The organism is Nonomuraea phyllanthi (assembly GCF_006334985.2).
Classification (GTDB): domain Bacteria; phylum Actinomycetota; class Actinomycetes; order Streptosporangiales; family Streptosporangiaceae; genus Nonomuraea; species Nonomuraea phyllanthi.
This window is the reverse complement of the sequence record NZ_VDLX02000018.1, coordinates 18557-41533: the sequence shown is the minus strand read 5'-3', so window position 1 is coordinate 41533 and position 22977 is coordinate 18557. Positions and strand designations below refer to the sequence as shown.

23 protein-coding genes are annotated in these 22977 nt (G+C 71.8%); 12 read left to right on the top strand and 11 right to left on the bottom strand.

What is annotated here, in order from left to right:
• The first annotated feature begins 1 nt into the window (after position 1).
• Entirely contained in the window at positions 2–754 is a 753-nt protein-coding gene (locus FH608_RS37655) for an ABC transporter ATP-binding protein (RefSeq protein WP_139635176.1), read from the top strand.
• A 27-nt stretch (positions 755–781) separates the two neighbouring features.
• Here the strand turns inward: FH608_RS37655 and FH608_RS37650 are convergent, their stop codons facing one another.
• Positions 782–1264, bottom strand: coding sequence for a hypothetical protein (locus FH608_RS37650; protein ID WP_226900244.1), 483 nt, complete (start codon positions 1262–1264; stop codon positions 782–784).
• A gap of 120 nt (positions 1265–1384) precedes the next feature.
• Here FH608_RS37650 and FH608_RS37645 point away from each other — a divergent pair, with 120 nt between their 5' ends.
• Together FH608_RS37645 and FH608_RS37640 are read left to right on the top strand one after the other, a co-directional pair.
• Positions 1385–1963: an MFS transporter gene (locus FH608_RS37645; RefSeq protein WP_139635174.1), complete on the top strand. Its 579-nt coding sequence runs from the start codon at positions 1385–1387 to the stop codon at positions 1961–1963.
• Between the two features lie 48 nt (positions 1964–2011).
• The gene (locus FH608_RS37640; RefSeq protein WP_139635173.1) at positions 2012–2743 is read left to right on the top strand and encodes a YcnI family copper-binding membrane protein; all 732 of its coding nucleotides are present in this window, start codon (positions 2012–2014) and stop codon (positions 2741–2743) included.
• A 182-nt stretch (positions 2744–2925) separates the two neighbouring features.
• Here FH608_RS37640 and FH608_RS37635 read toward each other — a convergent pair whose 3' ends face one another.
• The 3 genes from FH608_RS37635 to FH608_RS37625 are packed head-to-tail and all read right to left on the bottom strand — an operon-like array spanning position 2926 to position 6000.
• On the bottom strand, positions 2926–3906 hold the full coding sequence (locus tag FH608_RS37635) for an ABC transporter permease (protein WP_139635172.1): 981 nt from the start codon (positions 3904–3906) through the stop codon (positions 2926–2928).
• On the bottom strand, positions 3893–4867 hold the full coding sequence (locus FH608_RS37630; protein ID WP_226900243.1) for an ABC transporter ATP-binding protein: 975 nt from the start codon (positions 4865–4867) through the stop codon (positions 3893–3895). The genes FH608_RS37635 and FH608_RS37630 overlap by 14 nt, the downstream gene beginning before the upstream one ends.
• Positions 4864–6000: a LolA family protein gene (locus tag FH608_RS37625; RefSeq protein ID WP_139635171.1), complete on the bottom strand. Its 1137-nt coding sequence runs from the start codon at positions 5998–6000 to the stop codon at positions 4864–4866. Before FH608_RS37625 ends, FH608_RS37630 begins: the two co-directional genes overlap by 4 nt.
• Before the next feature lie 127 nt (positions 6001–6127).
• Between FH608_RS37625 and FH608_RS37620 the strand changes: the two genes are divergently transcribed.
• Entirely contained in the window at positions 6128–6802 is a 675-nt protein-coding gene (locus FH608_RS37620; RefSeq protein WP_139635170.1) for a response regulator transcription factor, read from the top strand.
• The gene (locus FH608_RS37615; RefSeq protein WP_139635169.1) at positions 6795–8141 is read left to right on the top strand and encodes a sensor histidine kinase; all 1347 of its coding nucleotides are present in this window, start codon (positions 6795–6797) and stop codon (positions 8139–8141) included. The genes FH608_RS37620 and FH608_RS37615 overlap by 8 nt, the downstream gene beginning before the upstream one ends.
• Before the next feature lie 63 nt (positions 8142–8204).
• Here the strand turns inward: FH608_RS37615 and FH608_RS37610 are convergent, their stop codons facing one another.
• On the bottom strand, positions 8205–9074 hold the full coding sequence (locus FH608_RS37610) for a LysR family transcriptional regulator (RefSeq protein ID WP_139635168.1): 870 nt from the start codon (positions 9072–9074) through the stop codon (positions 8205–8207).
• Between the two features lie 616 nt (positions 9075–9690).
• Here FH608_RS37610 and FH608_RS37605 point away from each other — a divergent pair.
• Both FH608_RS37605 and FH608_RS37600 read left to right on the top strand, forming a co-directional pair.
• A complete protein-coding gene (locus tag FH608_RS37605) occupies positions 9691–10725 on the top strand; it encodes a neutral zinc metallopeptidase (protein WP_226900242.1) in 1035 nt (344 codons plus the stop codon).
• Positions 10726–10878: 153 nt separating this feature from the next.
• Positions 10879–12450, top strand: a complete 1572-nt coding sequence (locus FH608_RS37600) for an LCP family protein (protein WP_139635167.1) — start codon at positions 10879–10881, stop codon at positions 12448–12450.
• Positions 12451–12493: 43 nt separating this feature from the next.
• Here FH608_RS37600 and FH608_RS37595 read toward each other — a convergent pair whose 3' ends face one another.
• The gene (locus FH608_RS37595) at positions 12494–14533 is read right to left on the bottom strand and encodes a spermidine synthase (protein ID WP_139635166.1); all 2040 of its coding nucleotides are present in this window, start codon (positions 14531–14533) and stop codon (positions 12494–12496) included.
• A 182-nt stretch (positions 14534–14715) separates the two neighbouring features.
• Here FH608_RS37595 and FH608_RS37590 point away from each other — a divergent pair, with 182 nt between their 5' ends.
• Entirely contained in the window at positions 14716–16074 is a 1359-nt protein-coding gene (locus tag FH608_RS37590) for a S8 family serine peptidase (protein ID WP_139635165.1), read from the top strand.
• Between the two features lie 33 nt (positions 16075–16107).
• Here the strand turns inward: FH608_RS37590 and FH608_RS37585 are convergent, their stop codons facing one another.
• On the bottom strand, positions 16108–16833 hold the full coding sequence (locus tag FH608_RS37585) for an ABC transporter permease (protein ID WP_139635164.1): 726 nt from the start codon (positions 16831–16833) through the stop codon (positions 16108–16110).
• Positions 16833–17573, bottom strand: a complete 741-nt coding sequence (locus FH608_RS37580) for an ABC transporter ATP-binding protein (protein WP_139635163.1) — start codon at positions 17571–17573, stop codon at positions 16833–16835. Before FH608_RS37580 ends, FH608_RS37585 begins: the two co-directional genes overlap by 1 nt.
• 66 nt (positions 17574–17639) lie before the next feature.
• On the opposite strand from FH608_RS37580, the gene FH608_RS37575 reads away from it, so the two are divergent.
• Positions 17640–18338, top strand: coding sequence for a TetR/AcrR family transcriptional regulator (locus tag FH608_RS37575; protein WP_139635162.1), 699 nt, complete (start codon positions 17640–17642; stop codon positions 18336–18338).
• Here the strand turns inward: FH608_RS37575 and FH608_RS37570 are convergent.
• Entirely contained in the window at positions 18267–18566 is a 300-nt protein-coding gene (locus FH608_RS37570) for a DUF4190 domain-containing protein (protein ID WP_139635161.1), read from the bottom strand. The two genes, FH608_RS37575 and FH608_RS37570, sit on opposite strands and share 72 nt — an antisense overlap.
• Positions 18567–18685: 119 nt before the next feature.
• Here FH608_RS37570 and FH608_RS37565 point away from each other — a divergent pair, with 119 nt between their 5' ends.
• The gene (locus FH608_RS37565; RefSeq protein WP_139635160.1) at positions 18686–19522 is read left to right on the top strand and encodes an ion transporter; all 837 of its coding nucleotides are present in this window, start codon (positions 18686–18688) and stop codon (positions 19520–19522) included.
• A gap of 76 nt (positions 19523–19598) precedes the next feature.
• Here the strand turns inward: FH608_RS37565 and FH608_RS37560 are convergent, their stop codons facing one another.
• Positions 19599–20813, bottom strand: a complete 1215-nt coding sequence (locus FH608_RS37560; RefSeq protein WP_139635159.1) for a low temperature requirement protein A — start codon at positions 20811–20813, stop codon at positions 19599–19601.
• A gap of 2 nt (positions 20814–20815) precedes the next feature.
• A complete protein-coding gene (gene rpsD / locus FH608_RS37555) occupies positions 20816–21430 on the bottom strand; it encodes a 30S ribosomal protein S4 (protein WP_139635323.1) in 615 nt (204 codons plus the stop codon).
• A gap of 68 nt (positions 21431–21498) precedes the next feature.
• Between rpsD and FH608_RS37550 the strand changes: the two genes are divergently transcribed.
• Together FH608_RS37550 and FH608_RS51880 are read left to right on the top strand one after the other, a co-directional pair.
• The gene (locus FH608_RS37550) at positions 21499–22200 is read left to right on the top strand and encodes a DUF2470 domain-containing protein (RefSeq protein WP_139635158.1); all 702 of its coding nucleotides are present in this window, start codon (positions 21499–21501) and stop codon (positions 22198–22200) included.
• Between the two features lie 70 nt (positions 22201–22270).
• A complete protein-coding gene (locus FH608_RS51880; protein WP_193318844.1) occupies positions 22271–22834 on the top strand; it encodes a hypothetical protein in 564 nt (187 codons plus the stop codon).
• Positions 22835–22977 lie beyond the last annotated feature (143 nt).

Sequence of the window (22977 nt, the reverse complement as noted above, 5' to 3'; positions counted from 1 at the left end):
CATGATCGAACTGGACGGGGCCGGACGCTCGTTCAAGGTCAGGAGAAGGGTCGTGCACGCCGTACGCGACCTGTCGTTCACCGTGTCGCCGGGAGAGTTCGTCGGCTACCTCGGGCCCAACGGCGCGGGCAAGTCGACCACGATCAAGATGCTCTGCGGCATCCTGACGCCCACGTCGGGCCGGGTCCGGGTGGCCGGGCTCGACCCGTCGCGCAGGCGCACGACGCTGGCGCGGCGGATCGGGGTGGTGTTCGGCCAGCGCACGACGCTCTGGTGGGACCTGCCGCTCACCGACAGCTTCGAGCTGATCCGCCACCTGTACAAGGTCGACCGCGCCACGTTCAGGTCGCGCCTGGACGAGCTGGCCGAGACGCTCGATCTCGGCACGTTCATGCGCACGCCGGTGCGCCAGCTCAGCCTGGGCCAGCGCATGCGGGGCGACCTCACGGCGGCGCTGCTGCACGCGCCGGACGTGCTGGTGCTCGACGAGCCGACGATCGGGCTCGACGTGGTGAGCAAGGCCAGCATCAGGGACTTCCTGCGGCGGCTCAACGCCGAACAGGGCACGACCGTGCTGCTGACCACTCACGACCTGGGCGACATCGAGCGGTTGTGCCGCCGGGTCATGCTGATCGACCACGGGCGGCTGGCGTTCGACGGCACGCTGGACGACCTCATGGCGACGGCGCCCGAGCAGTCGAGCCTGGAGGAGGTGGTCACCCGCCTCTACACCGGCGCCGCACCCGCCCAGTAGCGGCCCAGTAGCGGCCCGGTGGCGCCGTCAGTAGTAGCTGCCCTCCGGCGTGGTCTCGTAGTCCTCGTCCAACTCGTCGTGCGGGCGCGACCAGCGCGACGGCATGAGCACGGGGATGAACAGCGCCACGCCGAGCAGGGCGTACACGCCTGTCGTGAGCAGCGTCTTGGCGCCGAAACCGGCGTCCCTGATGATCTGGTTGACGGAGGGCTCGCTCGGGATGAGGGAGATCGCCCTGTTGACGTCGAGGGCGTAGACGACGGTCCAGGCCAGCAGGACCATCGACGGCACGAACGTCGCCACCGGCGACACCCGGCCCGCCACCACCAGCCCGACGACGAGGCCGATCGCGGCCATCGCGCCGAGCGCGATCCACATCTTCTGATTGTCGGGGGTGCTCGCCTCCGCGTTGCCGACGACCTGCTGGACGGCCCATCCGCCGCCACCCAGGACGGCCGCCGTCACCACGAGCCCGATGAGGAAACCAGCTAAGTGCCGCAACGTTCTCACCTCTATGTCAACGTGATCGGCACGACCCTAGCCGCAAATGCCATTTTCGGACCAGGCATGGAGCAGCTTCGAACTCTGGGTCTCATTGCTCACTGCCCCGTGAGAGCATGGGACACACCCATGCGAGCGCAACTCCCCTTCAGGCTCGCGCGGACGGCCGCCTTCACCGCTGTCTGCGTGACCCTGGCCGCCCTCGCCCACGTGGTGGGCGGCGGCTCCGCGCCCACGCCGCAGGCCACCGGTCTGGGGCTCGCGGGCGTGTCCGCGCTGGGGCTGGCGCTGTGCGGCCGGGAGCGCTCACCCGCGGCGATCAACGTCGTGCTCATGGGGGCCCAGCTCGGGCTGCACGAGCTGTTCGCGGGCGAGGGCGCGGGCTACTTCACGCTGCACGGCCTGTTCTCCTCCCCCGGCGCCGCCGCTGTGCACACGCACGCCCAGGGCGGCCTGGCCGTCTCCAGCGGGATGCTGCTCACGCACATGACGGCCACCCTGATCACCGGCCTGTGGCTGGCGCGCGGCGAGGCCGCTCTCTGGTCGCTGCTGCGCCTCATCGGCCGGCGGCTCGTGCCGGCGCTGCCGGCGGCGGTCTCCATGCCCGCCGTCCTTGTCGCCGCGCCCGTCGTCATGGCCCGGGTCGTGCCCGTCCAGCCGGACTTCCGGCACCGTGTCGCCAGGCGTGGTCCTCCACTTCCCGCCTGACCCTCTGACACCCCTTTCCCTTTTCCTTCACCAAGTGGAGTTCTCGACATGTCCTTCGTACGCCGTGCGGCCACCGTCATCGCCGCCGCCACCGCCCTCACCGCCGGCCTCGCCCTCCCGGCGCTGGCCCACGTCACCATCCAACCGGGCAGCGCCGAGCAGGGCGGCTTCACCAAGGTCGCCTTCCGGGTGCCCAACGAGCGCGACAACGCCTCGACCGTCAAGGTCGAGGTCAGCTTCCCCACCGACCACCCGCTGGCGTTCGTGTCGGTCAAGCCCGTGCCCGGCTGGGACGTCAAGGTCACCGAGGGCAAGCTGCCCAAGCCGGTCCAGACCGAGTACGGCGAGCTCGACGAGGCCGTGACCAAGGTCGTGTGGTCGGGCGGCAAGATCAACCCTGGGGAGTTCCAGGAGTTCGAGGTGTCCATGGGCAAGCTGCCCACCGACACCGACACGCTGACCTTCCCGACGAAGCAGACCTACTCGGGCGGTGAGGTGGTGGACTGGGCCGACCCGGCCAAGGCCGACGGGACCGAGGCCGAGCACCCGGCGCCCACGCTCAAGCTGGTGCCGGCCGGAGGCGACGACGCCCACGGCTCCGCCGCCTCCGCCTCCGCCTCCGCCGCCCCGGCCGCTGCCACGCCCTCGGTGAGCCCGGTGGCGGCCTCGTCGTCCGCGTCCGACGGCACGGCCCGGCTCCTGGGCGGGGCCGGGCTGGTGGTGGGCGTCATCGGCATCGTGGTCGGCGCCCTCGGCCTCCGCCGCCGCCCCACCTCCTGACCTTTTCCGGCGCGGGCATCCCACCCCCCGGGCCCGGGGCGCCCGCGCCGGGAACGCCCAGTTTTCGGACGTGCTGAGGCGGTGCCCGAACGCAGCGCGCCCGCGCGGCCTGCACGCCCGCCGCCTGAGGTGGCGCGCCCCTCATGGCCACGCCACCGGCGGTCAGCGGCGGAGTGGCGTGGTCAGGAGGTGATGTCCTTGCCGGAGAAGCGGGCCCAGGCGATCGAGCCGAACAGCACGATGTACGCCCCGAACGCCAGCAGCCCCTCCCTCAGCGCCCCCGTGTCGATCGGGCTGCGCAGCACCGCGTCGAAGTTCGTGAACCTGGTCGGCAGCAGGTACGGCGTGATCGAGCCCAGTTCCGGGATCGCCCGGAGCACCTGGCAGACGATGACCAGCACCAGGGTGGCCGCGATGGCGCCGATGGACACCTCGGTGAACGTCGACAGCGCCAGCGCGATCGCGGCCAGGGCGGCCATCGCGGCGCCGACGTACCCGACCGTGATGAGGATGCGCAGCAGGCCGTCGGCGACGGAGACCGTGGTGCCCGACAGCAGCGTCACCGGCCCGGCGGGGAAGAGGATCAGGCCCGTCAGCAGGGCCGACAGCGCCACCACCGCGGTGACCGCGTACGCGAAGACGACCGCGTTGAGGTATTTGACCAGGAGCAGGCGGGTGCGTCCGGCCGGGGCGGCCAGGAGGTAGCGCAGGGTGCCGGCCCCGGCCTCGCCCGCGATCGAGTCGCCCGCCACCACGCTGACCGCGACCGGCATGAGCAGCAGCACGAGGAACGAGAACGAGACGAACGTCAGCATCAGGCTGTTGCCGGCGACGTCCTGGATCATCCCGCCCATCTGCCCGTCGGAGGCGACGACGCGCAGCGCGATGCCGATGATGACGGGCACGGCGCCGAGCACGGCCAGCATCACGAGGTTGCGCGGCCGGCGGAAGGTCAGGCCCAGCTCCGAGCCGAGCAGCCGCCAGAACGCCCACGGCCGGCCCGCCCCCGCGGGAACGGCGCCGGACGGCTCCGGCGGGTGACGTTCGGTGGTGCGCATGGTCTCCGCTACGGGTACGAGGCCGGGGGTGCGCCGCGCCGCGTCCGTCCCCGCCTCCGGGTCCCCGGTGGCCGCGCGCGTGTCAGCCTTCTCAGCCGTCGACATCGAAGCCCTCCCCGGTCAGTCCGACGAACACGTCCTCCAGGCTCGGCCGCACCACGGCCAGCCCCCGTACGGCCACGCCCTCCCCCACGAGCGCGGCGTTGATCCGCTCCGGCGCGTGCCCGCCCAGCTCCGCCGTCACGTCCCCGTCCCCGGGCCGCACGTCGGCCAGGCCGAGTGTGCCGAGCACCCGCGCGGCGTCGGCGGCGTCCGGCGTCTCCACCCTCACGCGCGCCACGAGCCCGGCGCTCAGCGAAGCGATCGTGCCCTGCGCGACGAGCCTGCCGGCACGCATGATCGCCGCGTGCGTGCACATCTGCTCGACCTCGGCCAGCAGGTGGGAGGAGACGAAGACGGTGGTGCCGTCGGCGGCGATCTCCTTGACGAGGGCGCGGACCTCGCGGGTGCCCTGCGGGTCGAGGCCGTTGGTCGGCTCGTCCAGGATCAGCAGCTCGCGCGGCCCCAGCAGGGCAGCGGCGATGGCGAGGCGCTGGCGCATGCCGAGCGAGTAGTTGCGGTAGCGCTTGCCCGCCGCGGCCGACAGGCCCACGCGCTCCAGCGCCTCGGCGATCCGCCGCCCGGCGGTGCCGCGCGCGGCGGTGGGGTCGGCGGCGTCGAAGCGCGCCAGGTTGGCCGTGCCCGACAGGTACGGGTAGAAGGCCGGTCCCTCGACCAGCGCCCCCACCCGGGGCAGGGCCTGGGCCTGGGGCAGGCCGAGCACGGAGTACTCGCCCGACGTCGGCGCGACGAGGCCGAGCAGCATGCGGATCGTGGTCGTCTTGCCCGAGCCGTTCGGGCCCAGGAAGCCGAACACCGAGCCGCGCGGCACGGTCAGGTCCAGCGCGTCCACGGCGACCTGGCCGCCGCGGAACCGCTTGGTCAGGCCCTCCGTGACGATGGCGGGGCCCCCGGAGGGCAGGGCCGCCCCGAAGGGCGCCCCCGCTTCCTGCATGACGGCGGTCACTTGACGCCCGCCGCCTTGGTGATCTCCTCCGGGGTGACCGCGCCGACCAGGAGCCGGCCGTCGTCGGTCAGGAGGGCGGTGACGAGCTTGGTCCTGATCAGCTTGCCGGAGCCCCACGTGCCGCTCACCGGGGTGGCGGACTTCAGCACGCTGTCGACCAGCGCGCCCGGGTCGGCGCCCCGCTCCTGGCCGGCCGGCGCCTCGGTCTTCAGGTTCTCCAGGGAGAACGGCACGACCGCCACGGCCGCCCAGCCCTCACCGACGACCTTCGCCTGGCCGGCGACGTCCTTGGCGTGCTCGGCGCGCTGCTCCTCGTTCTCGGCGAAGTCCGCGCCGATCGTCTGCTCCTCCACCTTGGCGCCCGCGGGCGGGGTGAAGGTGAAGTTCTCGGCCGCGGGCGGCGTGAACGTCACCTGCGTGAACCCGACCTGGAACGCCGGCTCGGCCGACCCCTTGGCGTAGACCTGCACCTGCAGCGGGACGTACGTCTCGCCGTCGAGGGCGATGCGGATCTCCTGCACCAGCGAGCCCTCGGCCTTGGGCGCCAGCACCAGCTGGTAGACCGGCCGGCCCGCCACCTCGGCCGTGTTGATCACGCGGACGGCGGTGTGCTGGTCGACGTTGGCCAGCAGCCGCTCGGCCACCTGCTGCGGCGTCAGGTCGGTCGGGCGCGGCGTGGGAAGCTCGTGCTCCTTCCGCGCCCCGGCCTTGATGGTCAGCTTGGTCGCGGTGTTGGTCGAGCTGTCCCAGTACCAGGCCTGGCCGCCGTTGACGATCAGGTTGGTCTCGTTCAGCTGGGTCGGCATGGCGACCCGCAGCTTGTCGGCCGCTCCGTACCAGACCTTCACCTCATGGGAGCCGGACAGCAGGCTCAGCGGCGACGCCTCCCCGGCCTGCGGCAGCGCCGGCAGGCCGAGCGAGGCAGTCTGCTGCACCGTGCCCGACATCGGCGGCAGGCCGCCATCCTTGCTGTTGGCCGCCACGGCGTCGGCCAGCAGTTGCTGGGCCGAGCGCTCCGGCAGCACGGGTTCGCCGCTGACGGCGGCGATGACGGGACCGGCGCCGATCGCGCCCCCGATGACGGCGGCGGCCGCGATCGGGACTCCCCACCTCACGAACGTGCCTCTGCGCATCTCACTCCTTTACGGTATGTCGATGCTCAGAGCCTGCGTGATGCATCCTTAGGCGGACCTGAGACTGTCTGAGACGGCTCTCAGCCTTCTCAGCGTTGTCTCAGGCCGGGAACAGGAGAATCGCCACATGAGAGTACTTGTCGTCGAGGACGAGCGGCGGATGGCCGCCGCGCTCCAGCGGGGACTCCAGGCTGAGGGGTTCGCGGTGGACCTCGCCCACGACGGCGAGGAGGGGTTGTACGCGGCCCGGCACGGCGACTACGACGTCGTGGTGCTCGACATCATGTTGCCCCGGCTGTCGGGCTACAACGTGTGCAAGCAGTTGCGCGCGGAGGAGAACTGGGTGCCGATCCTCATGTTGTCCGCCAAGGACGGCGAGTACGACATGGCGGACGGGCTCGACCTGGGCGCCGACGACTACCTGACCAAGCCGTTCTCGTACGTGGTGCTGGTGGCCAGGCTGCGGGCGCTGCTGCGGCGCGACTCGGGGCGGCGGCCGTCGGTGCTGGCGGCGGGCGACCTGTCGCTGGACCCGGCGCGGCGCAGGGTCGAGCGGGGCGGGAGCGCGATCGAGCTGACGCCGAGGGAGTTCGCGCTGCTGGAGTACCTGATCCGGCGGCGCGACGAGGTCGTGTCGAAGTCGGAGATCCTCGAGCACGTGTGGGACACCTTCGACACCGACCCCAACGTGGTCGAGGTCTACGTCGGCTACCTGCGGCGCAAGATCGACGCGCCCTTCGGCAGGAACGCGCTCCAGACGGTGCGCGGCGCGGGCTACCGGCTGGCGGGCGACGGTGGCTGACTCCCCGCTGGTGTGGTGGCGGCGCCAGGGGCTGCGGTTCAGGCTCACGGTGGCGGCCGCCGCGGTGCTCGCGCTGGCGCTGGCCGTGTCGGCGTCGGTGCTGCTCAGCGTGCTGGACCGGGCGCTCATCGACACGGTGGACGAGTCCACCAGGCAGCAGGCGCAGGCCGTGCGCGTGGCGGCCGACGCGGGCACGCTGACCAGCCCGATCACCACCCACGACGGCACGATCGTGCAGGTCATCGACGCCCAGGGGCGGATCACGCACGTCACGTACGGCACCGACCGGCTGGTTCCGCTGCTGGACGAGCGGGCCAGGGCCAAGGTGCTGAGCCACGGCCAGGCCACGCTCGTGGACGGGCGGCCGTACGCGATCCCGGGCTTCCTGCGGGTGATCGTGCTGCGCGCCGACCACGGGCAGACGGTGATCGCGGCCCGGCCCATCAGCGAGATCCAGACCAGCCTCGGCACGGCCGGCCGGGTGCTGCTGGTCGGCACGCCCGCGCTGATCGTGCTGCTCGCGGTGGCGAGCTGGCTGATGATCGGCCGCACGCTGCGCCCGATCACGGCGCTGCGCAGGGGCGCGGCGGACATCACGCACACGGCCCGGTCGCGCCGGCTCCCGGTGCCGCAGTCGCGTGACGAGGTGCACTCGCTGGCCACCACGCTCAACGACATGCTGGCCCGGCTGGAGGACGCCGAGCAGCGCCAGCGGGCGCTGGTCTCCGACGCCGCGCACGAGCTGCGCAGCCCGCTGGCGAGCATCCGGCTGCAACTGGAGGTCGCGCTCGGGCACCCCGACGGGCAGGACTGGCAGGAGACCGCGGAAGGCGTCCTGGAGGACACGATGCGGCTGTCCAGGCTGGCCGAGGACCTGCTGGCCCTGGCCAGGCTGGACGAGCGCGGCGGCGTGCCCGCCAGGCGCGAGCCCGTCGATCTGGATGAGGTGGTGCGCCAGACCGTCGACAGGTACGCCGAGGCGCGCCTGACGGTGTGCGACCCGGTCGTGGTGCGCGGGGACGCCCTCGACCTGAGCCGGGTGCTGACGAACCTGATGGACAACGCGGCGCGTCACACGACGTCGAAGGTCGAGGTGGCGCTGACCGCGGACGGCGTGCTGACGGTCACCGACGACGGGCCCGGCATCCCTGAGCAGGATCGCGAGCGCGTCTTCAACCGCTTCACCAGGCTGGACTCGGGGCGCAGCCGTGATGAGGGCGGCACCGGGCTGGGGCTGGCCATCGTGCGCGAGACCGTGCGGGCGCACGGTGGCACGGTCGTCCTGGAGGACGCGGCGCCTGGACTGAGAGCGGTGGTACGGCTGCCCGTCTCCCCCTGATCCCCGTTGTGGTGGTACGGCCGGCCGTCTCCATGGCGGGGAGGTGGACCGTTCCCAATCGGGTCAGGCGGCTGTCCCCTTTTCCGCGGTCGCCAGGAAGTCCTGGGCGATCAGCGGCAGGCGGCGGCGGGCGTGCACGACGGCGATGACCCGCCTGACGGCCGGTTCGAGCGAGCGGACGATCAGGCCCGCGCGGGCGGCCTGCTCGGCCATGGCGCGGTACCAGAGCAACGACGCCTTGCCGGCGCGGACCGCGTTGAGCCAGCCGTTGCGCTCGTCGGTCTCGAGCACGACCACGGGACTCACCGCGTACTTGCCGAACATCGCGTCCAGTTCCCTGCGCCGCATGCTGCCGCGGGCCGGGAGCGCCAGGCGCATGCCGTGGAGCCTGCCCATCGGCACCGGGTTGGGGAGTTCGAGCCCGGGCGGGGAGATCAGCACGATCTCCTGGCGCTCGAGCGGGTGGGTGATCAGGTCGGTGGGGACGGGCAGATCGGTGAGCCCGAGGTCGGCCCGCTGGTCCCTGATGGCGCTGACGACGGCGTCTCTTCCGTCGCAGCGGACGATGTGCACGCGTACTCCCGGGTGGTCTGCCGTGTAGGCGGGGAGCAGCCGCCCGGCGAGGCCGGGTTCGAGGCTGGGCGTGGAGGCGATGCGGAGTTCCGCGTCCGTGGCGCTGCCGTGGTTGGCCAGCCCCTCGATCTCGTGAACCGCGTCGAGTGCCTCCCTCGCCAGCTTGACCACCCGGCGGCCGTGGGCGGTGACGACCACGCCACGGCCGGAGCGAGCGAAGAGCGTCATGCCGAGCTCCCGCTCGAGATCGCGGATCGCGCGAGACAGCGCAGGCTGCGCGATGTACAGCGATCTGGCCGCGTCGGTCATGGTGCGGTGCTCCGCAGTCGCGACCACATAGCGGAGCTGCTGGAGATTCATGCCAAAGAAGCTAGGGCAACGCCCGCCCCGCGGACCGGGAGATAACCGAGATCACCTCGAATGATTTCGGACTGTAACCGAGCACTGCTACATCCGTGACGGGTGATAAATCAGTATGCTTCTGCCCAAAATTTGGCAAGGCTCCGATAGATCGGCACGCAAAGCCATCCATTCCAGACAACCGGGTGAACGGGGAGACACGGTGCCAGGGAACGGACAATATCCACCCCCGCCACAGGGGCCAGAGCAGCCACGCCGGCCGCCCTCGCTGCCGTGGCCGCCGCCGAACTACCGCCAGCCGCAGCCTCAGGGCGGCAGGCAACCCTACCCGCCCGCGCCACCGCCCCAAGGCCCCCCGCAGGGCCCGCCCCAGGGACCCCCGCCGGGGCCCCCTCAGAGACCGCCGCAGCGCCCGTCTCAGGGCCCGCCCCAGGGCCCGCCTCAAGGCCCGCCCCAGGGGCCGCCGCAGTGGCAGCAGGGGCAGCAGTACCCGCCGTCGCCGCCTCCCCCCTACGGCCAGCCGCAGCCGCCCTTCCGGCAGCCGCCGCCACCCCCTCCTCCCCCTCCGGTCCTGCCGCCGGCGCAATGGGGGCCGCCGCAGCGCAGGAAGTCGGGCATGGGCGCCATCGGAGTGGTCGCCTCCGTGCTCGGGTCGCTCGCGGCCCTGTTCGTGCTGCTGGTCGTCGGCTCGGCGATGCTGAAGGGCGCCTCGCGGTCGGAGACGTCGACGCCGGTGGCGAACCCGACGTACGAGAGCGACCACGACTTCGACAGCCGCTCCGACGACGACTCCGACGAGCCGTCGCGCCCCTCGACCCGGCGTCCCACCCCGACGGAGTCGGACTCGCCGTCGCGCACGCCCACCCAGCGCGAGACCGAGGAGCCGGAGCCCGAGCCCGAGCAGCCCAGGGTCACCCTCAACACGAGCCTGAAGAACAACACGGTGTACCGGGCCGGCATCCTGCCGCGGCTGAGCTGCCGGGGCGGCAGCACGAGCATCTTCAACCACAGCCAGCTCAAGGCGCTGATCCTCAAGACCGGCAAGTGCATGGACCGGGCGTGGGAGTCGATCCTGGAGAAGCAGGGCATCGAGTTCAGCCCGCCCCACTACGCCATCGCCGCCAGAGGGGGCAGGGGCGCGTGCGGCGACTACCCGTCGCCGGGCAGCATGGTGCCGTACTACTGCCCGCGCAACAACACGATCTACGCCTCCACCTCGGCCATGGCCAGGGGCAACGGCAACGCTCGCGGGTACGGGCAGATCCTCTCCTGGAACGGCGGCATCATCAGCATGATGGCCCACGAGTACGGTCACCACGTCCAGAACCTCACCGGCCTGATGGACTCCTGGTGGCGGGCCACCCTCGACTCCTCCAGCCAGAGCGGCAAGCTCGCACTGAGCCGAAAGTTGGAGCTCCAGGCCACCTGTTTCGCCGGCATGTGGATGCGGTCGGTGGCGTCGTCGTACCCGGTCAGCACGTCCATGCGCTCGCGCCTGTACTGGTTCCACAGCCAGGTGGGCGACTGGCCGGGCCGGCCGCGCGACCACGGCAGCCCGCCCAACAACGGCCGGTGGTTCAGGCAGGGCTGGGAGCGCAGCAAGGCGTACCAGTGCAACACGTGGGCGGCGCCGTCCTCGTCGACCTCCTGACGCCCGCGACGGCCCCCCGACGTGCACGTGGTGTTCATCTCAGCTTGGGCACATGTCTCCGATGTCCCGATATGGGGACTAGAATCCTGGCAATCTTGTGCCCAATGGGGGGCAAACATCAGTTTTGCCTGGTAGGCGTGTAAGGAGCCGGGTGTGGACAATCGCGATGGGGCAGAAACCGTGCCAGGAGGCAGGAAACGGCGAACCACCCGCCGCCCTCGTCCTGGCTCCGGCACCTCCGCCCCTCGCTCTGGCTCCGGCACCTCCGCCCCACGCTTCGCCAAGCCCCTGACCCCCGCCTCCGTCCTCGGCTGGACCGCCCTGTCCGCCATCGCGCCCGGCGCCGCTCATCTGCGCGCCGGGCGCCGTCGTACGGGGCTGATCCTCCTCGGCGCGTACGCGGTGCTGCTGCTGGCGGCGCTGGCCTTCGGGCTGACCAGGAACCTGGAGAACCTCGCCGCGTTCGCCGGTGAAGGGGCGCAGGTGTCGGTGATCGTCGGGGCCACGATCCTCGCGCTGGCCTGGTTCGCGGTGCTGGTGACCTCGTACGTCGTGCTCGGCCCCAACAAGCTGAACCAGCAGGGCCAGGTGCTGACCGGCATCGTGGTGGGGGTGCTGTGCGTGGCGGTGATGTCGCCGTTCGCCCTGACCGCGACGACCGTGATGAGCGCCCGGGACGCGATCGACGACATCTTCCCCACGCAGACCGACCCCGACGCCCCGCCGCCGCCCAAGGAGGGCGAGGACCCGTGGGGCGGCCAGGACCGGGTGAACTTCCTGCTGATCGGCGGCGACGCGGCCGGCAACCGCACCGGCGTGCGGACCGACAGCATGAACGTGGCCAGCGTGGACCTCAAGACCGGCAACACCGTGCTGTTCAGCCTTCCCCGCAACCTCCAGCACGTGCGCTTCCCGCCGAACTCGCCGCTGCGCAAGCAGTTCCCGAACGGCTACATGGCCGAGCTGCCCAACGGCGGCCTCCTCAACGAGGTCTGGCAGTACGCCAACGACCACCCCGAGCTCATGGGCGGCCACAACAAGGGACCGCGGGCGCTGATGGACGCCATCGGCTACACGCTGAACCTCAAGATCGACTACTACATGCTGATGAACATGTACGGCTTCGCGGACCTCGTGGACGCCATCGGCGGCCTGAAGATCCGCGTCGAGCGGGACGTCAAGTGGGGCGGCCACTACGGCACGGCGGGCACCATCAAGGCCGGCTACCGGAAGCTGACCGGCGAGCAGGCCCTCTGGTACGGCCGCTCCCGGGTCGACAGCGACGACTTCTCGCGCATGGCCCGCCAGCGCTGCGTCATCGGCGCCTTCGCCCAGCAGGCCACGCCCACCAAGATCCTCACCAACTTCACCAAGATCGCCGGGGCGGCCAAGCGGCTGGCCCAGACCAACATCCCGAAGCACCTGGTGCAGCCGCTGGTGGAGCTGGCCGTCAAGGTGAAGGACGCGCGGATCACCAGCCTGCAGTTCGTCCCGCCGGAGTTCTGGTCGGGCAGCCCCGACTGGGTGAAGATCCGCCGGGCCACGAAGAAGGCGCTCAGCGACTCGGAGCGGGCCGCCCGGCGGGCACAGACGGCGAACGTGAGCGCGTCCCCGAGCGTCACGTCCTCGTCCGCGCCGACGCGCGCCTCGACCCCGACGCAGACGCCGACCAGGAACAGCCAGAAGGCCGACGCGAAGTCGCTCGACGAGCTCTGCGGCCTGTAGACCCCCTCGCCGGGTCTGTGACTGCAGCCCTCGCACCGGGTCGTCAGGTGGCGGCGGATCTCCCTCTCGGCAGCAGCACCATCGCGCCGAGGTAGAGGACCGCCGCCACGATGAGCAGCCCCTTGTAGCCGATCACCAGGGCCGCGTATTCGAGGCACCCGCCGACCATGGCGCCCAGCAGGTTGGCGCCGAACGACGTGGTCGCGTCGGCCGTGTCGGCGAAGCGCTTGGCGAAGACGACGTTCGCGGCGAAGATCGGCAGGAACGCCACCGTCACGGCCGCCACCGCGCGCAGCGGCAGGGGCAGCGACAGGAGCCACGAGTTGGGCACCAGCCAGGCGAGCAGCAGGCCGGCGAAGAGCACGCCGTACATGACGGGCAGCGGCGGGGTGCGGAAGCGGCGGGTGACCTCGACGGCGGCGAGGACCGCGACCAGGACGCCGGCGAAGACGATCGCGTTGACGACCCACGTGGTGCCGAACAGCAGCGCGAACCCGGTCACGCTCTTGGTCTCCAGCAGCATGAACGCCACACCCAGCAGGAACAGGTCGGCGTACGGGCGCATGCGCTGGTAGGGGCCGGCCACGACGCGGACGGCGAGGAGGCTGACGATGAGGATCAGGCCGAGCGTGATGATGTAGATCGACGGGATCGTGGCGTCCTTGAGGTAGAGGAACGGCCGGTCGTCGTCGGCGGGCTCGGGGGTGCCGGCGGCGGCGCCCGGCCACTCGGCGGCGCAGCGCTGGTCGGCGTCCGTCAGCCCCGCCGTGATCACGGCCTGCTGGCCCGCCGTGCTCACCACGTCGACGCACGGCTTGTGGCCGAAGGCGCGCTGCATCGTGGACGCCAGGCGGTCGACGAGCCAGCTCTCGCGGTAGTAGTTGTACATCGAGAAGGTGCCGCCCGGGTTGAGGTGGGCGCGGGCGGCCTTCATGGCCTCCTCGGTGAACAGGTAGCTCTCCAGGCGCAGCGAGGAGGCGCCGGAGACGAGCGTGAGCGAGTCGGGCAGGGCGAAGAGGATCAGGTCGTACTTCTCGTCCGTGCGCTCCAGGTAGGCGCGCCCGTCGGTGACGTGGGTGGTGACCCGGGGGTCGTCGTAGGGCCGGTCGGGGTGGACGGAGCCGCCCAGCTCGCGCAGCTTGGGGTCGATCTCCACGGCGTCGACCCGGCTGGCGCCCTTGGACAGCGCGATGGCCACGTCGGTGCCGCTGCCCGCGCCGACGATGAGCACGTCTCGGGGCGGCTTGGTGGTGCGCTCGTACGGCAGGCCGTACTGGGCCTCCCACTGCAGGCGGGCGACGGCGGGCACGGCCTGCTGGTGCGGGATGCCGTTGACCGCGATGTCGGTGACGAGCACGCCGAGCTGGCTGAGCTGCCTCGTGGTGACCTTGTAGTACGGCGACCAGATCGCCCCGGCGGTCAGCGTCTCGGCCAGCAGCAGCACCACGACGCCCAGCGAGGGCACGGTCACCAGCCCCGCGTAGAGCACGCGCGGCCGGGGCACGAGCAGCAGGCCGTAGCAGATGGCCGCGATCAGCCCCCAGAACACCGGCGGGGCGCTCAGGAACGACAGCGCGGTGAACGCCGCGATCCCGCTCAGGCTGCCGATCAGGTCGTAGCGGTAGGCCTCCAGGCGCGGCAGCTCGGGGAAGCAGCGCCCGACGAGCTCGGCGGGGCCCATGAGCACCAGCGCGGCGGCGCAGAAGATCACCGGCAGGATCAGCCAGGCGGGCGGGCCGGTGGTGGACAGGCTCGTCCAGTACAGGACGCCCTCGGTGTTCCTGTCGACGGTCACGGGGAAGGTCAGCACGACGGCGACCAGGACGAGCAGCACGACGGGCGAGTAGTACGGCTGGCGCCGCGAGCGCCCCACGCGCAGGAAGCCGAGCCCGATCCCCAGGAACGAGCCGAGCAGCACGAAGTTCGTGAAATAGCTGAGGTGGACGATGTTGGAGCCGGTCCACCGGATCAGCGCCAGCTCGAGGAAGAGCATGAACGCGCTGGAGAGAATGAGCCTCGGCCGCACCGCCAGCCAGTGGGCACCTTCTCCGTCCTCGACCGGCTTCTGCGCCTGGAGCGTCATGCTGCCTCACCGTAGTGAACGCGGCGGGAACAAGGAAGCCTGACGCCCCGGCGGAATTGCCGCCCGCTTTGCGAGGAATACGGTGTTTACGCAGGTCAGCGGCACAAAAGACGCTGGACGCGGGCCCGCGGATAGAGGAATCTTGGTGCGTCCCTTCCCTCCGCGTCCTTCGGTGGTGAGCCATGCGTGTTCTGATCCAGCTCCGTCCCTCCCCGGATCTCGTCTCGGCGGTCGCCGACCCGGGCCAGAGCGCCGGAGCGGCCGACGTGGCCGACGGCCTGCCGGGAGTCGAGCTCGACCAGGCGTTCGTCCCCGTCGCCGTGGCGCGGCCGGTGCCCGCGGCCGGCGGCGATCCGCTCTCGCTCAACCAGCCGCTCGACTTCTCGCTGGCCGCCCACGACGCCTCGGTGCTCGTGCGCGGCACGGTCTCGGACGACGAGCTGGCCTCGCGGATCACGATGCTGCCCACGATCAGGCCGGACGTGGTCGGGATCTTCGCCGACCCGGTCATCGAGTCCACGCGCCCGTGCGGGGGCGATCCGCCGGTCGGCGACTGGCACGACGTGGAGCGGCTGCTCAACGTGCCCGCCCTGCACGCCGAGGGGCTCGACGGCACCGGGGTGGCGCTGGCGGTGGTGGACACCGGGATCAACGCCGCCCACACGGCCAGGCAGCTCGGCAGGGGCGTCACGCTCGACGCCGCGCGCTCCTGGAGCCCGCAGGGCGTGCCGGGCAGGCCGGGCGACTTCGAGGTCGACCACGGCACGATGTGCGCGTTCGACGCCCTCATCGCCGCTCCGCAGGCGTCGCTGATCGACATCCCGGTCCTGCTGTCCACCCGGCCGGGCGGCTCGGCGATGGACGGCCTGCTGTCGGACGCGATCTCGGCGTTCGCGCACCTGCGTGACGTGCTCGCCGCCCAGCCGGCCGCCTCGCGGGCGCTGGTGGTGAGCAACTCGTGGGGGTCGTTCTCCCCCGAATGGGACTTCCCGGTCGGGCATCCCGGCAACTACTCCGACAACGCGGCCCACCCGTTCAACCTGATGGTGGCCGAGCTCGACCAGGCGGGCGCGGACATCCTGTTCGCGGCGGGCAACTGCGGGCTGCCCTGCCCCGACGGCCGCTGCGCCTTCGCCAACCGGCCCATCGCGGGCGCCAACTCCCACCCGAAGGTCCTGTCGATCGGCGGCGTCGACGTCAACGGCGAGCGGGTCGGCTACTCCTCGCAGGGGCCGGGCCGGCTGACCGCCCGCAAGCCCGACCTGTGCGCCTACACCCATTTCTCCGGGTCCAAGGCGTTCGGCGACGGCGAGCCCGACTCGGGCACCTCGGCGGCGACACCGGTGGCCGCCGGGCTCGTCGCCGCCGTGCGCACCCTGTGGCCGTCGACCCGGCTGTCGCCCGCCCAGCTGCGGGCGCTGCTGCGGCGCACCGCCGAGGACCGCAGCAAGGTGGGCTTCGACTACGACTACGGCTACGGCAACGTCGATCCGGCCGGGATCATCGCCGCGCTCCAGCGGCGCTCCAAGAGCGCCGCCTGACCCGCGTGAGCCCCTGTGAGCCGCCCTGGAGTGTCAGGCGTTCTCCCGGTTGAACACGCGGGTCCCGACCGCGAGGCCGACCACGGCGAGGGCGGCGGTCACCGCCACGCCCAGGCCCACGGTTCCCGTCAGGTAGTGCCCCCCGAACAGGTCGCGCAGCGCCTCCAGCACGTATCTGAAGGGGCTGACGTGCGAGATGGCGTCGAGCCAGCCCGGCGCCATCGACATCGGCAGGAACGAGCCGGACAGCAGCACCAGCGGCACCACCGCCGTGGACATGACGGGCGCGAACAGGTGCTCGTCGATGGTCAGCGCGATGGCGTACGACAGCGCGGCCAGGCTCGCGCCCAGCACGAGCACGAGCGCCACCCCGGCCGCGAGCCCCGCCACCGGGGCGCGCAGCCCCAGCGCGAAGGCGACCGCGAGCAGCAGCGCCAGCTGGAGGACCAGCGTGAGCGTGTTGTTGAGCACGCGGCCGAGCAGCAGCGCCAGGCGGCTGGCGGGGGTCACCCGCATGCGCTCCAGCACGCCGAAGCGCTTCTCGAACACCACCCCGAACCCGGCCATGCCGGTGCTCATGAGGCCGAGCTGGATGATCAGGCCGGGCACGAGCGTCTCCCACGTGCCGAACGTGGCGAAGATCGGCCCGAACAGCACGAGGAAGAGCAGCGGCTGGACGGCGCCGAAGACGATGCCGGCCTTCTGCCGCAGCGTGACGCCCACGCCGTGGCGGAACAGCACCCAGGTGTCGCGCACCATCAGACGCCCGCCTCCTCGCGCAGCGACCTGCCGGTGATGTCGAGGAACACGTCGTCGAGGGTGCGCCCGCCGGTCTTGAGCTCGGCCGGGGCGCCCTCGGCCACGATCCGGCCGTGGTCGATGATCAGGATCCGGTCACACAGGGCGTCGGCCTCGTCCAGGTAGTGGGTGGTGAGGAAGACCGTCATGCCCTGCTCGTCCCGCAACGAGCGGATGTGCCCCCAGAGGTTGGCCCGGCTCTGCGGGTCGAGCCCGGTGGTCGGCTCGTCGAGGAACAGCAGCACCGGGTCGTGCAGCAGGGCGAACGCGATGTCGAAGCGACGGCGCTGCCCGCCTGACAGCGCGGCGGCCGGTTTGCCCTCCAGCCCGGACAGCCCGAGCCGCTCCACGGCCTCGCGCGTCCTGGCCGCCGACTCACGGCGGCTCAGCCCGTACAGCATGCCTTGCAGCTCCAGCTCCCCCTTCAGCGGCACCCCTGGGGACGTGCCGCTGCTCTGGGACACGTAACCGATGCGCCTGCGCACCTCCCGCGCGTCGCCGAGCAGGTCACGGCCGGCCACCGTGGCGCTGCCCGCGGTGGGGCGCAGCAGGGTCGTCAGCATGCGCATGGTCGTGGTCTTGCCGGCGCCGTTCGGGCCGAGGAAGCCGGCGATCTCGCCGGGTCCGACCGAGATGTCGACGCCTTTGACGGCCTCCACGCCGCCACCGAAGGTCTTGCTCAGACCTGAAGTACTGATCATTTCATCGCCTCCAAATTTAGAGTAGCCATAATTTTGGTGTCACTGCAAACTTGGTACGATGAGGGCATGGAAGAAGGGCTGCGCGAGCGGAAGAAGCGCCAGACCAGGCAGCGCATCGCGGACATCGCGATGGGGCTGTTCATGGCGCGGGGGTTCGACAACGTGACCGTGGCCGAGGTCGCGCGGGCCGCCGACGTGTCGGTCAACACGGTCTTCAACTACTTCACCACCAAGGAAGACCTGTTCGCCGACCGGCAGGACGTGGCCGTCGACCTGGCTCCCCGGGTGCTGCGCGAGCGGCGGCCCGGCGAGAGCGTGGTGCGGGCCTTCCGCCGCGACTTCCTCGACGCGCTCGACACCCGCGACTGGCGCTACGGGCTCAACGCGGGGGCCGACGTGTTCGCCAGGATCGTCGAGGACGCCCCGTCACTGGTGGCCAAGCTGCGCGAGCTGCACGAGCGGCGTGAGGAGGCGCTGGCACAGGCGCTGGCCGACGAGCTCGGCGCGGACGCCGACGACCTCACGCCCCGCCTGGTCGCCACCCACATCCTCAGCACGACGCGCATCCTCACCCGGTCGTCGGTGCGCAGGCTGCTCGCCGGGGAGGACTGGGAGAGCATCGAGCCCGGCCTGCGCGCGCAGGCGGAGCAGGCCTTTCGCCTACTGGAGTCGGGCCTCGGCGGCCTGCCGGCGCTAGAGGCTGGTGAGCCCCACCATGGCGAAGGCGAAGAAGACGAACGCGAGCGTGAGCATCATCATGACTGAGCTGACGATGCCGCAGATGCGGCCGGCCTGCACCATGCCGCGGTTCTCGTAGTAGTAGCCGCTCTCGTCGATCTCGCGCAGCGCCCTGGTGCCCAGCGACCAGGCGAACGGGCCGATGAACGTGCACACCACCAGGCTCAGGATGCCCAGCACCAGGATGGTGGTGCCCTGCGGATGGCTCTGCGGCGGCGGCCCGTAGGGAGAGGGGCCGTAGGACGGATAGGACACGGACGGCTCCTGGCCTCTTCCCCGGCTGCGGTCAGGTCGGTTTATACCACAGTCATCCCCTTGATCATGATGCGTCATCATGGTGAGGCACATGATCGTCCCCCTAGGAGCCTGTCCCCGTGCGTGACCGCACCGCCGCCTTCCTCGCCCGCCGGAGCTTCCAGCGGTTCATCGTCGGCGTGATCCTCATCAACGCCGGCACGCTCGGCCTGGAGACCTTCCCGGCCGTCGTGGCCAGCCACGGCCACCTGCTCACCGTGGTCGACCACATCGCGCTCTACGTCTTCGCCGCCGAACTGGCGGCCAAGATCTACGTCGAGCGCTCGCGGTTCCCGCGCGACCCGTGGAACGTCTTCGACACGCTGATCGTCACCATCGCCTTCGTGCCCTCGACGGGCGGCCTGTCGGTGCTGCGCTCGCTGCGCATCCTGCGCGCCCTGCGACTGCTGTCGGTGGTGCCCAGCCTGCGCCGCGTGGTCTCCGCGCTGCTGCGCGCGATGCCCGGGATGAGCTCGATCGTGGTGCTGCTGGGCCTGGTGCTCTACGTGGGCGCCGTCATGGCCACCAAGCTCTACGGCGCCACCGCCCCCGAGCGCTTCGGCAGCCTGCCGACCTCGCTGTTCACCCTCTACCAGACCATGACGGGCGACGACTGGGGCAACATCGCCCGGGAGGTGATGACCCGGCACCCGTCGGCCTGGATCTTCTTCACGATCTTCATCCTGGTGTGCACGTTCGTGATCCTGAACCTCTTCATGGCCGTCGTGGTCAGCGCCATGGACGAGGAGAGCGCGGAGGAGCGCGCCGCCCTGGAGGGAGCCACGGCGCGCGCCCAGCATGCCCAGCACGCCGAGCACACCCAGCGCATCCTCGACGAGCTGGCCGCGCTCCGCAAGGAGGTCGCCGAGCTGCGCGGGCTGGACCCGCGAGCCGAGCCGCACCCGCTGGACCGCTGAGCCGGGCCACCCCGGCCGGACCGCTGAGCCGGGCCGCCACGCCCGCTGGATCGCCGAGCCGGGCCGCTATGCCTGCCTACGCCGGCTGGACCGCCGAGCCACCGCCGCCGCGCGGGCGGTACACGACCCGCCACAGGCAGACGGCGAGCAGCAGGGCGACCACGGCCCAGCCCGCGACGAGCCCGGACAGCGCGGCCACCGCCACCGGCGCGAGCACCGAGGGCAGCGCCCAGCCCCAGATCCACCGCCGCTCGGCGCCCGTGGCCACGCCGAGCACGGCGGAGGCGGCGAAGTAGACGGCCAGGCCCACGCCCAGCACCCAGCCGACGCCGCCGTGCGGGTGCTCGGCCGGCGCGGCGGTGACCGCGCCGAGCCCGGCCGCCGTCGCGGTGATGCCCGCCGTCATGGCGAAGTGCGCGGGCAGCGCCACGTAGGCCGGCAGCCCGCGCTCGGCCGCCCCTGGCACCGCGCTCACCCCGTACTGCAGCGTCAGCCACCACAGCGAGACGATCAGCCCGAACCCGGCCGCCGCCGCGAGGCCGAGCCCCATGTCCCACGAGTGCCCGGAGGAGGCCATGACGACCTGCATGACCGCCTCGCCGAGCACGATGATGACGAACAGGCCCAGCCGCTCCCCCAGGTGCGCCGGGTCCAGCACGGCGACCTTGAACTCCTCGAACAGCCGCGGCACGCGCGCGAGGCGCGCCCGGTGCTCCTCGCGCTCCTGCCTCCGCCGCGCCTGCTCGCGCATCTCGCTGACCAGGCGCTCCGGCCGGCGGCTCTGGAGCAACGAGAAGATCATGTCGAGGACGGCGCCCAGCCCCCAGAGCCCGTAACGCCACGGCCCCTCGACCGCGATGGAGGCGACCCACGGGACCAGGCCCGCACCGAGCTGGGCCGCCGGCCAGGCCGTCAGGATCGTCCCGGAGCGCTGCAGGGTCCGCGAGGCGGCGACCCTGGCGACGATGTACGCGGCGATGAACCAGCCGTCGTGCGTGTCGCCGGTGTCGGCCAGCACGTGGGCCACGTCCGGAGCGGCGGCGGCCATCACGGCGATGCAGAACATGCCGATCAGCATGCCGCGCGTGCGCGTGCGCTCGGCCTGCACGTTCGAGTAGAGCGTCAGCGTCGTCCAGACGCTCCACACCGCGTAGTAGAGCACCACGAAGAGCGCGACGTTCTCCCACGTCGGGTGGGCGAGGCGGTGCGCCAGCTGCGCCACCGCCACGACCACGACCAGGTCGAAGAACAGCTCTAACCAGCTCGCGTGGCGCTCTCCCGCTTGAGTCACGGCTAACGAGAATAGAACTCCACCACGAGCTGCTCGTCCACGGGTATCGCTATCTGCTCGCGCTCGGGCCGCTGCGTCAGCGTGAAGCGCAGCTCCGCGTGGTCCACGGAGAGGTAGGGAGCGGTGCGCTCGTCGGCGTGCACGCCCTCGGCCGCGGCCACGAACGGCTGCATCCGGCGGGACCGCTCCCGGACCGTGATGACCTGTCCGGGCTTGACAAGGTAGCTGGGGATGTCGACCTTGCGGCCGTCCACGGCGATGTGTCCGTGGTTGACGTACTGCCTGGCGGCGTAGATCGACGGCGCGAACCCGGCCCGCAGGACGAGCGAGGCCAGGCGGCTCTCGAGCAGCGCGACGAGCTCGGCCCCCGAGGCGCCCGACCTGCGCACGGCGAGATCCCAGTAGCGGCGCAGCTGCCGCTCCGACACGTCGTAGTACCAGCGCAGCTTCTGCTTCTCCATCAGCCGCAGCCCGTAGTCGCCGGTGCTGCGGCGGTTGGTCTTGCGGCCGTGCTCGCCCGGCGGGTAGGGGCGCTGCTCGAAGTAGCGCACGGCTTTCCTGGTCAGCGGGACGCCCGCGCGACGCGACAGTCGCACCTTGGGGCCGGTGTAGCGCACGTTCACCTCAATGTGATTAGGTAACCCTTACTTAGGCAAGGCTAACCTAGCATTGAAACGGAGGGCCCATGCTGCCGATCCCCGAGCGGGTCCGCACCCTCGCCGCGACCGCGAGCGTCGCCAAGCTGTCCGTCGACGGCGCCCCGTCGCCCGCCCGCGGCGGCGTGGACGAGCGGGGCAGGCCCGTGCTGCTGGTGCTGCGCGGGGAGCCGCTGCACCGCCAGAGGGAGGACGCCGTCGTGGCGGTGAACCTGACCGCGATGCGGCAGCTCGGCACGGTCACGCATCCGCGCGGGCTCCTCGAGGTGCAGGGGTGGACGCAAGCCGTGCCGCGGGAGGAGGCTCGCGCGGCGGCGGTCGCGGTGGCCGCCCACAGCGCCGACGAGAGCCTGTTCGAGGCGCTCGAACGCTTCGGCGAGCCGGGCGCGCCGCGGCTGCTGCGGCTGGACGTGGGGCAGGTCGTCTACCTCACCGGGCAGGAGTCGGGGCTGCTGGACGCCGACGACTACCTGGGCGCGGCGCCCGACCCGCTGGCGGAGACGGCCGAGCGGGTGCTCGCGCACGTCAACGCCTCGCACCGGCAGCAACTCGCCGCGGGCGTGTCCAGGCAGCTCGGGGAGCGGGTGGGCGAGGTGTGGCTGTGGGAGCTGGACCGGTTCGGCGCGACGGTCCGCGTGGACGAGTCGCTGGTGCGCTTCCCGTGGCCCACGCCCGCGCAGTCCGACCTGTGCCTGGAGACGGCGCTGCGGGGCCTGCTCTGCACGTGTTGATGATCACAATCTTTTAGCCTTTTGTCCGGATCACTCCAGGCTTCGCCGCCGTCTCTCTAGCATGTGAGAAATGAGCGAATCCGAGCGAGCGGCCGACCTCTACGACGGAAACGGGCGCCTGGGACGGGCGCTGATGGTCTCGGGTGTCCTGCTCGGCACGCTCATGCTGGCGGCGGCGGCCATCCTGGTGGGCGGCGCCTCCCCCGGCAGGCGGCTCGACGCCGTCCCCGCGCCGCCGTACACGCCCCGCAGGCTCGTCTCCCCTTCCACCGCGTCCCCCGCCTTGTCGCGCTCCGCCTCCCCTTCCGCGCCGGCCTCCTCCCGATCAGCTGCTCGTCCGGTGGCCTCCCCCTCCCGCTTCGCGGCCCCCTCCTCCGGCCCGGCTTCTCCCGGCACGGCTTCTCCCGGCTCGCTGCGCAGGTCTTCGCCGCCCGCCACCAGTCGCACGTCCGGTTCCGCGCCAGTTAGGTCGTCCGCCCTCGTGCCCGCTCCCTCGGCGTCCCGCCGGCCCGTTCGGCGCACCGCCGCTCCGGCGCCCACCGTCTCGCGCGCGTCCGTCCCGCCGCCGCGCGCCGGCGCCACGCGCACGCCTCCCGGGCAGACGCGCCGCCCCCACAAGCCCGGCAAGCCCTGACGTCACGGCTGCGCCGGGGTGACCGCACGCGCCGCACCGGGTTTCCGCCTGTCATGGCCGGTCGTGAAGGCTCGCGGGTCGCTCGCCGTGACGACGCAGCTTCTTGACCGGGTCCGTGGTCTCGCCCCTCGCCGAAGGGCTCG

Bases quoted from the DNA above. Each gene is read 5' to 3' on its own strand.
- FH608_RS37655 (WP_139635176.1), top strand. From the start codon at position 2: ATGATCGAACTGGACGGGGCCGGACGCTCGTTCAAGGTCAGGAGAAGG.
- FH608_RS37585 (WP_139635164.1), bottom strand. From the start codon at position 16,833: ATGGTGCGCGACACCTGGGTGCTGTTCCGCCACGGCGTGGGCGTCACG.
- FH608_RS51880 (WP_193318844.1), top strand. From the start codon at position 22,271: ATGAGCGAATCCGAGCGAGCGGCCGACCTCTACGACGGAAACGGGCGC.
- FH608_RS37595 (WP_139635166.1), bottom strand. From the start codon at position 14,533: ATGACGCTCCAGGCGCAGAAGCCGGTCGAGGACGGAGAAGGTGCCCAC.
- FH608_RS37645 (WP_139635174.1), top strand. From the start codon at position 1,385: ATGCGAGCGCAACTCCCCTTCAGGCTCGCGCGGACGGCCGCCTTCACC.
- FH608_RS37550 (WP_139635158.1), top strand. From the start codon at position 21,499: ATGCTGCCGATCCCCGAGCGGGTCCGCACCCTCGCCGCGACCGCGAGC.
- FH608_RS37625 (WP_139635171.1), bottom strand. From the start codon at position 6,000: ATGCGCAGAGGCACGTTCGTGAGGTGGGGAGTCCCGATCGCGGCCGCC.
- FH608_RS37605 (WP_226900242.1), top strand. From the start codon at position 9,691: ATGGGCGCCATCGGAGTGGTCGCCTCCGTGCTCGGGTCGCTCGCGGCC.
- FH608_RS37590 (WP_139635165.1), top strand. From the start codon at position 14,716: ATGCGTGTTCTGATCCAGCTCCGTCCCTCCCCGGATCTCGTCTCGGCG.
- FH608_RS37620 (WP_139635170.1), top strand. From the start codon at position 6,128: ATGAGAGTACTTGTCGTCGAGGACGAGCGGCGGATGGCCGCCGCGCTC.
- FH608_RS37640 (WP_139635173.1), top strand. From the start codon at position 2,012: ATGTCCTTCGTACGCCGTGCGGCCACCGTCATCGCCGCCGCCACCGCC.
- FH608_RS37575 (WP_139635162.1), top strand. From the start codon at position 17,640: ATGGAAGAAGGGCTGCGCGAGCGGAAGAAGCGCCAGACCAGGCAGCGC.
- FH608_RS37580 (WP_139635163.1), bottom strand. From the start codon at position 17,573: ATGATCAGTACTTCAGGTCTGAGCAAGACCTTCGGTGGCGGCGTGGAG.
- FH608_RS37610 (WP_139635168.1), bottom strand. From the start codon at position 9,074: ATGAATCTCCAGCAGCTCCGCTATGTGGTCGCGACTGCGGAGCACCGC.
- FH608_RS37635 (WP_139635172.1), bottom strand. From the start codon at position 3,906: ATGTCGACGGCTGAGAAGGCTGACACGCGCGCGGCCACCGGGGACCCG.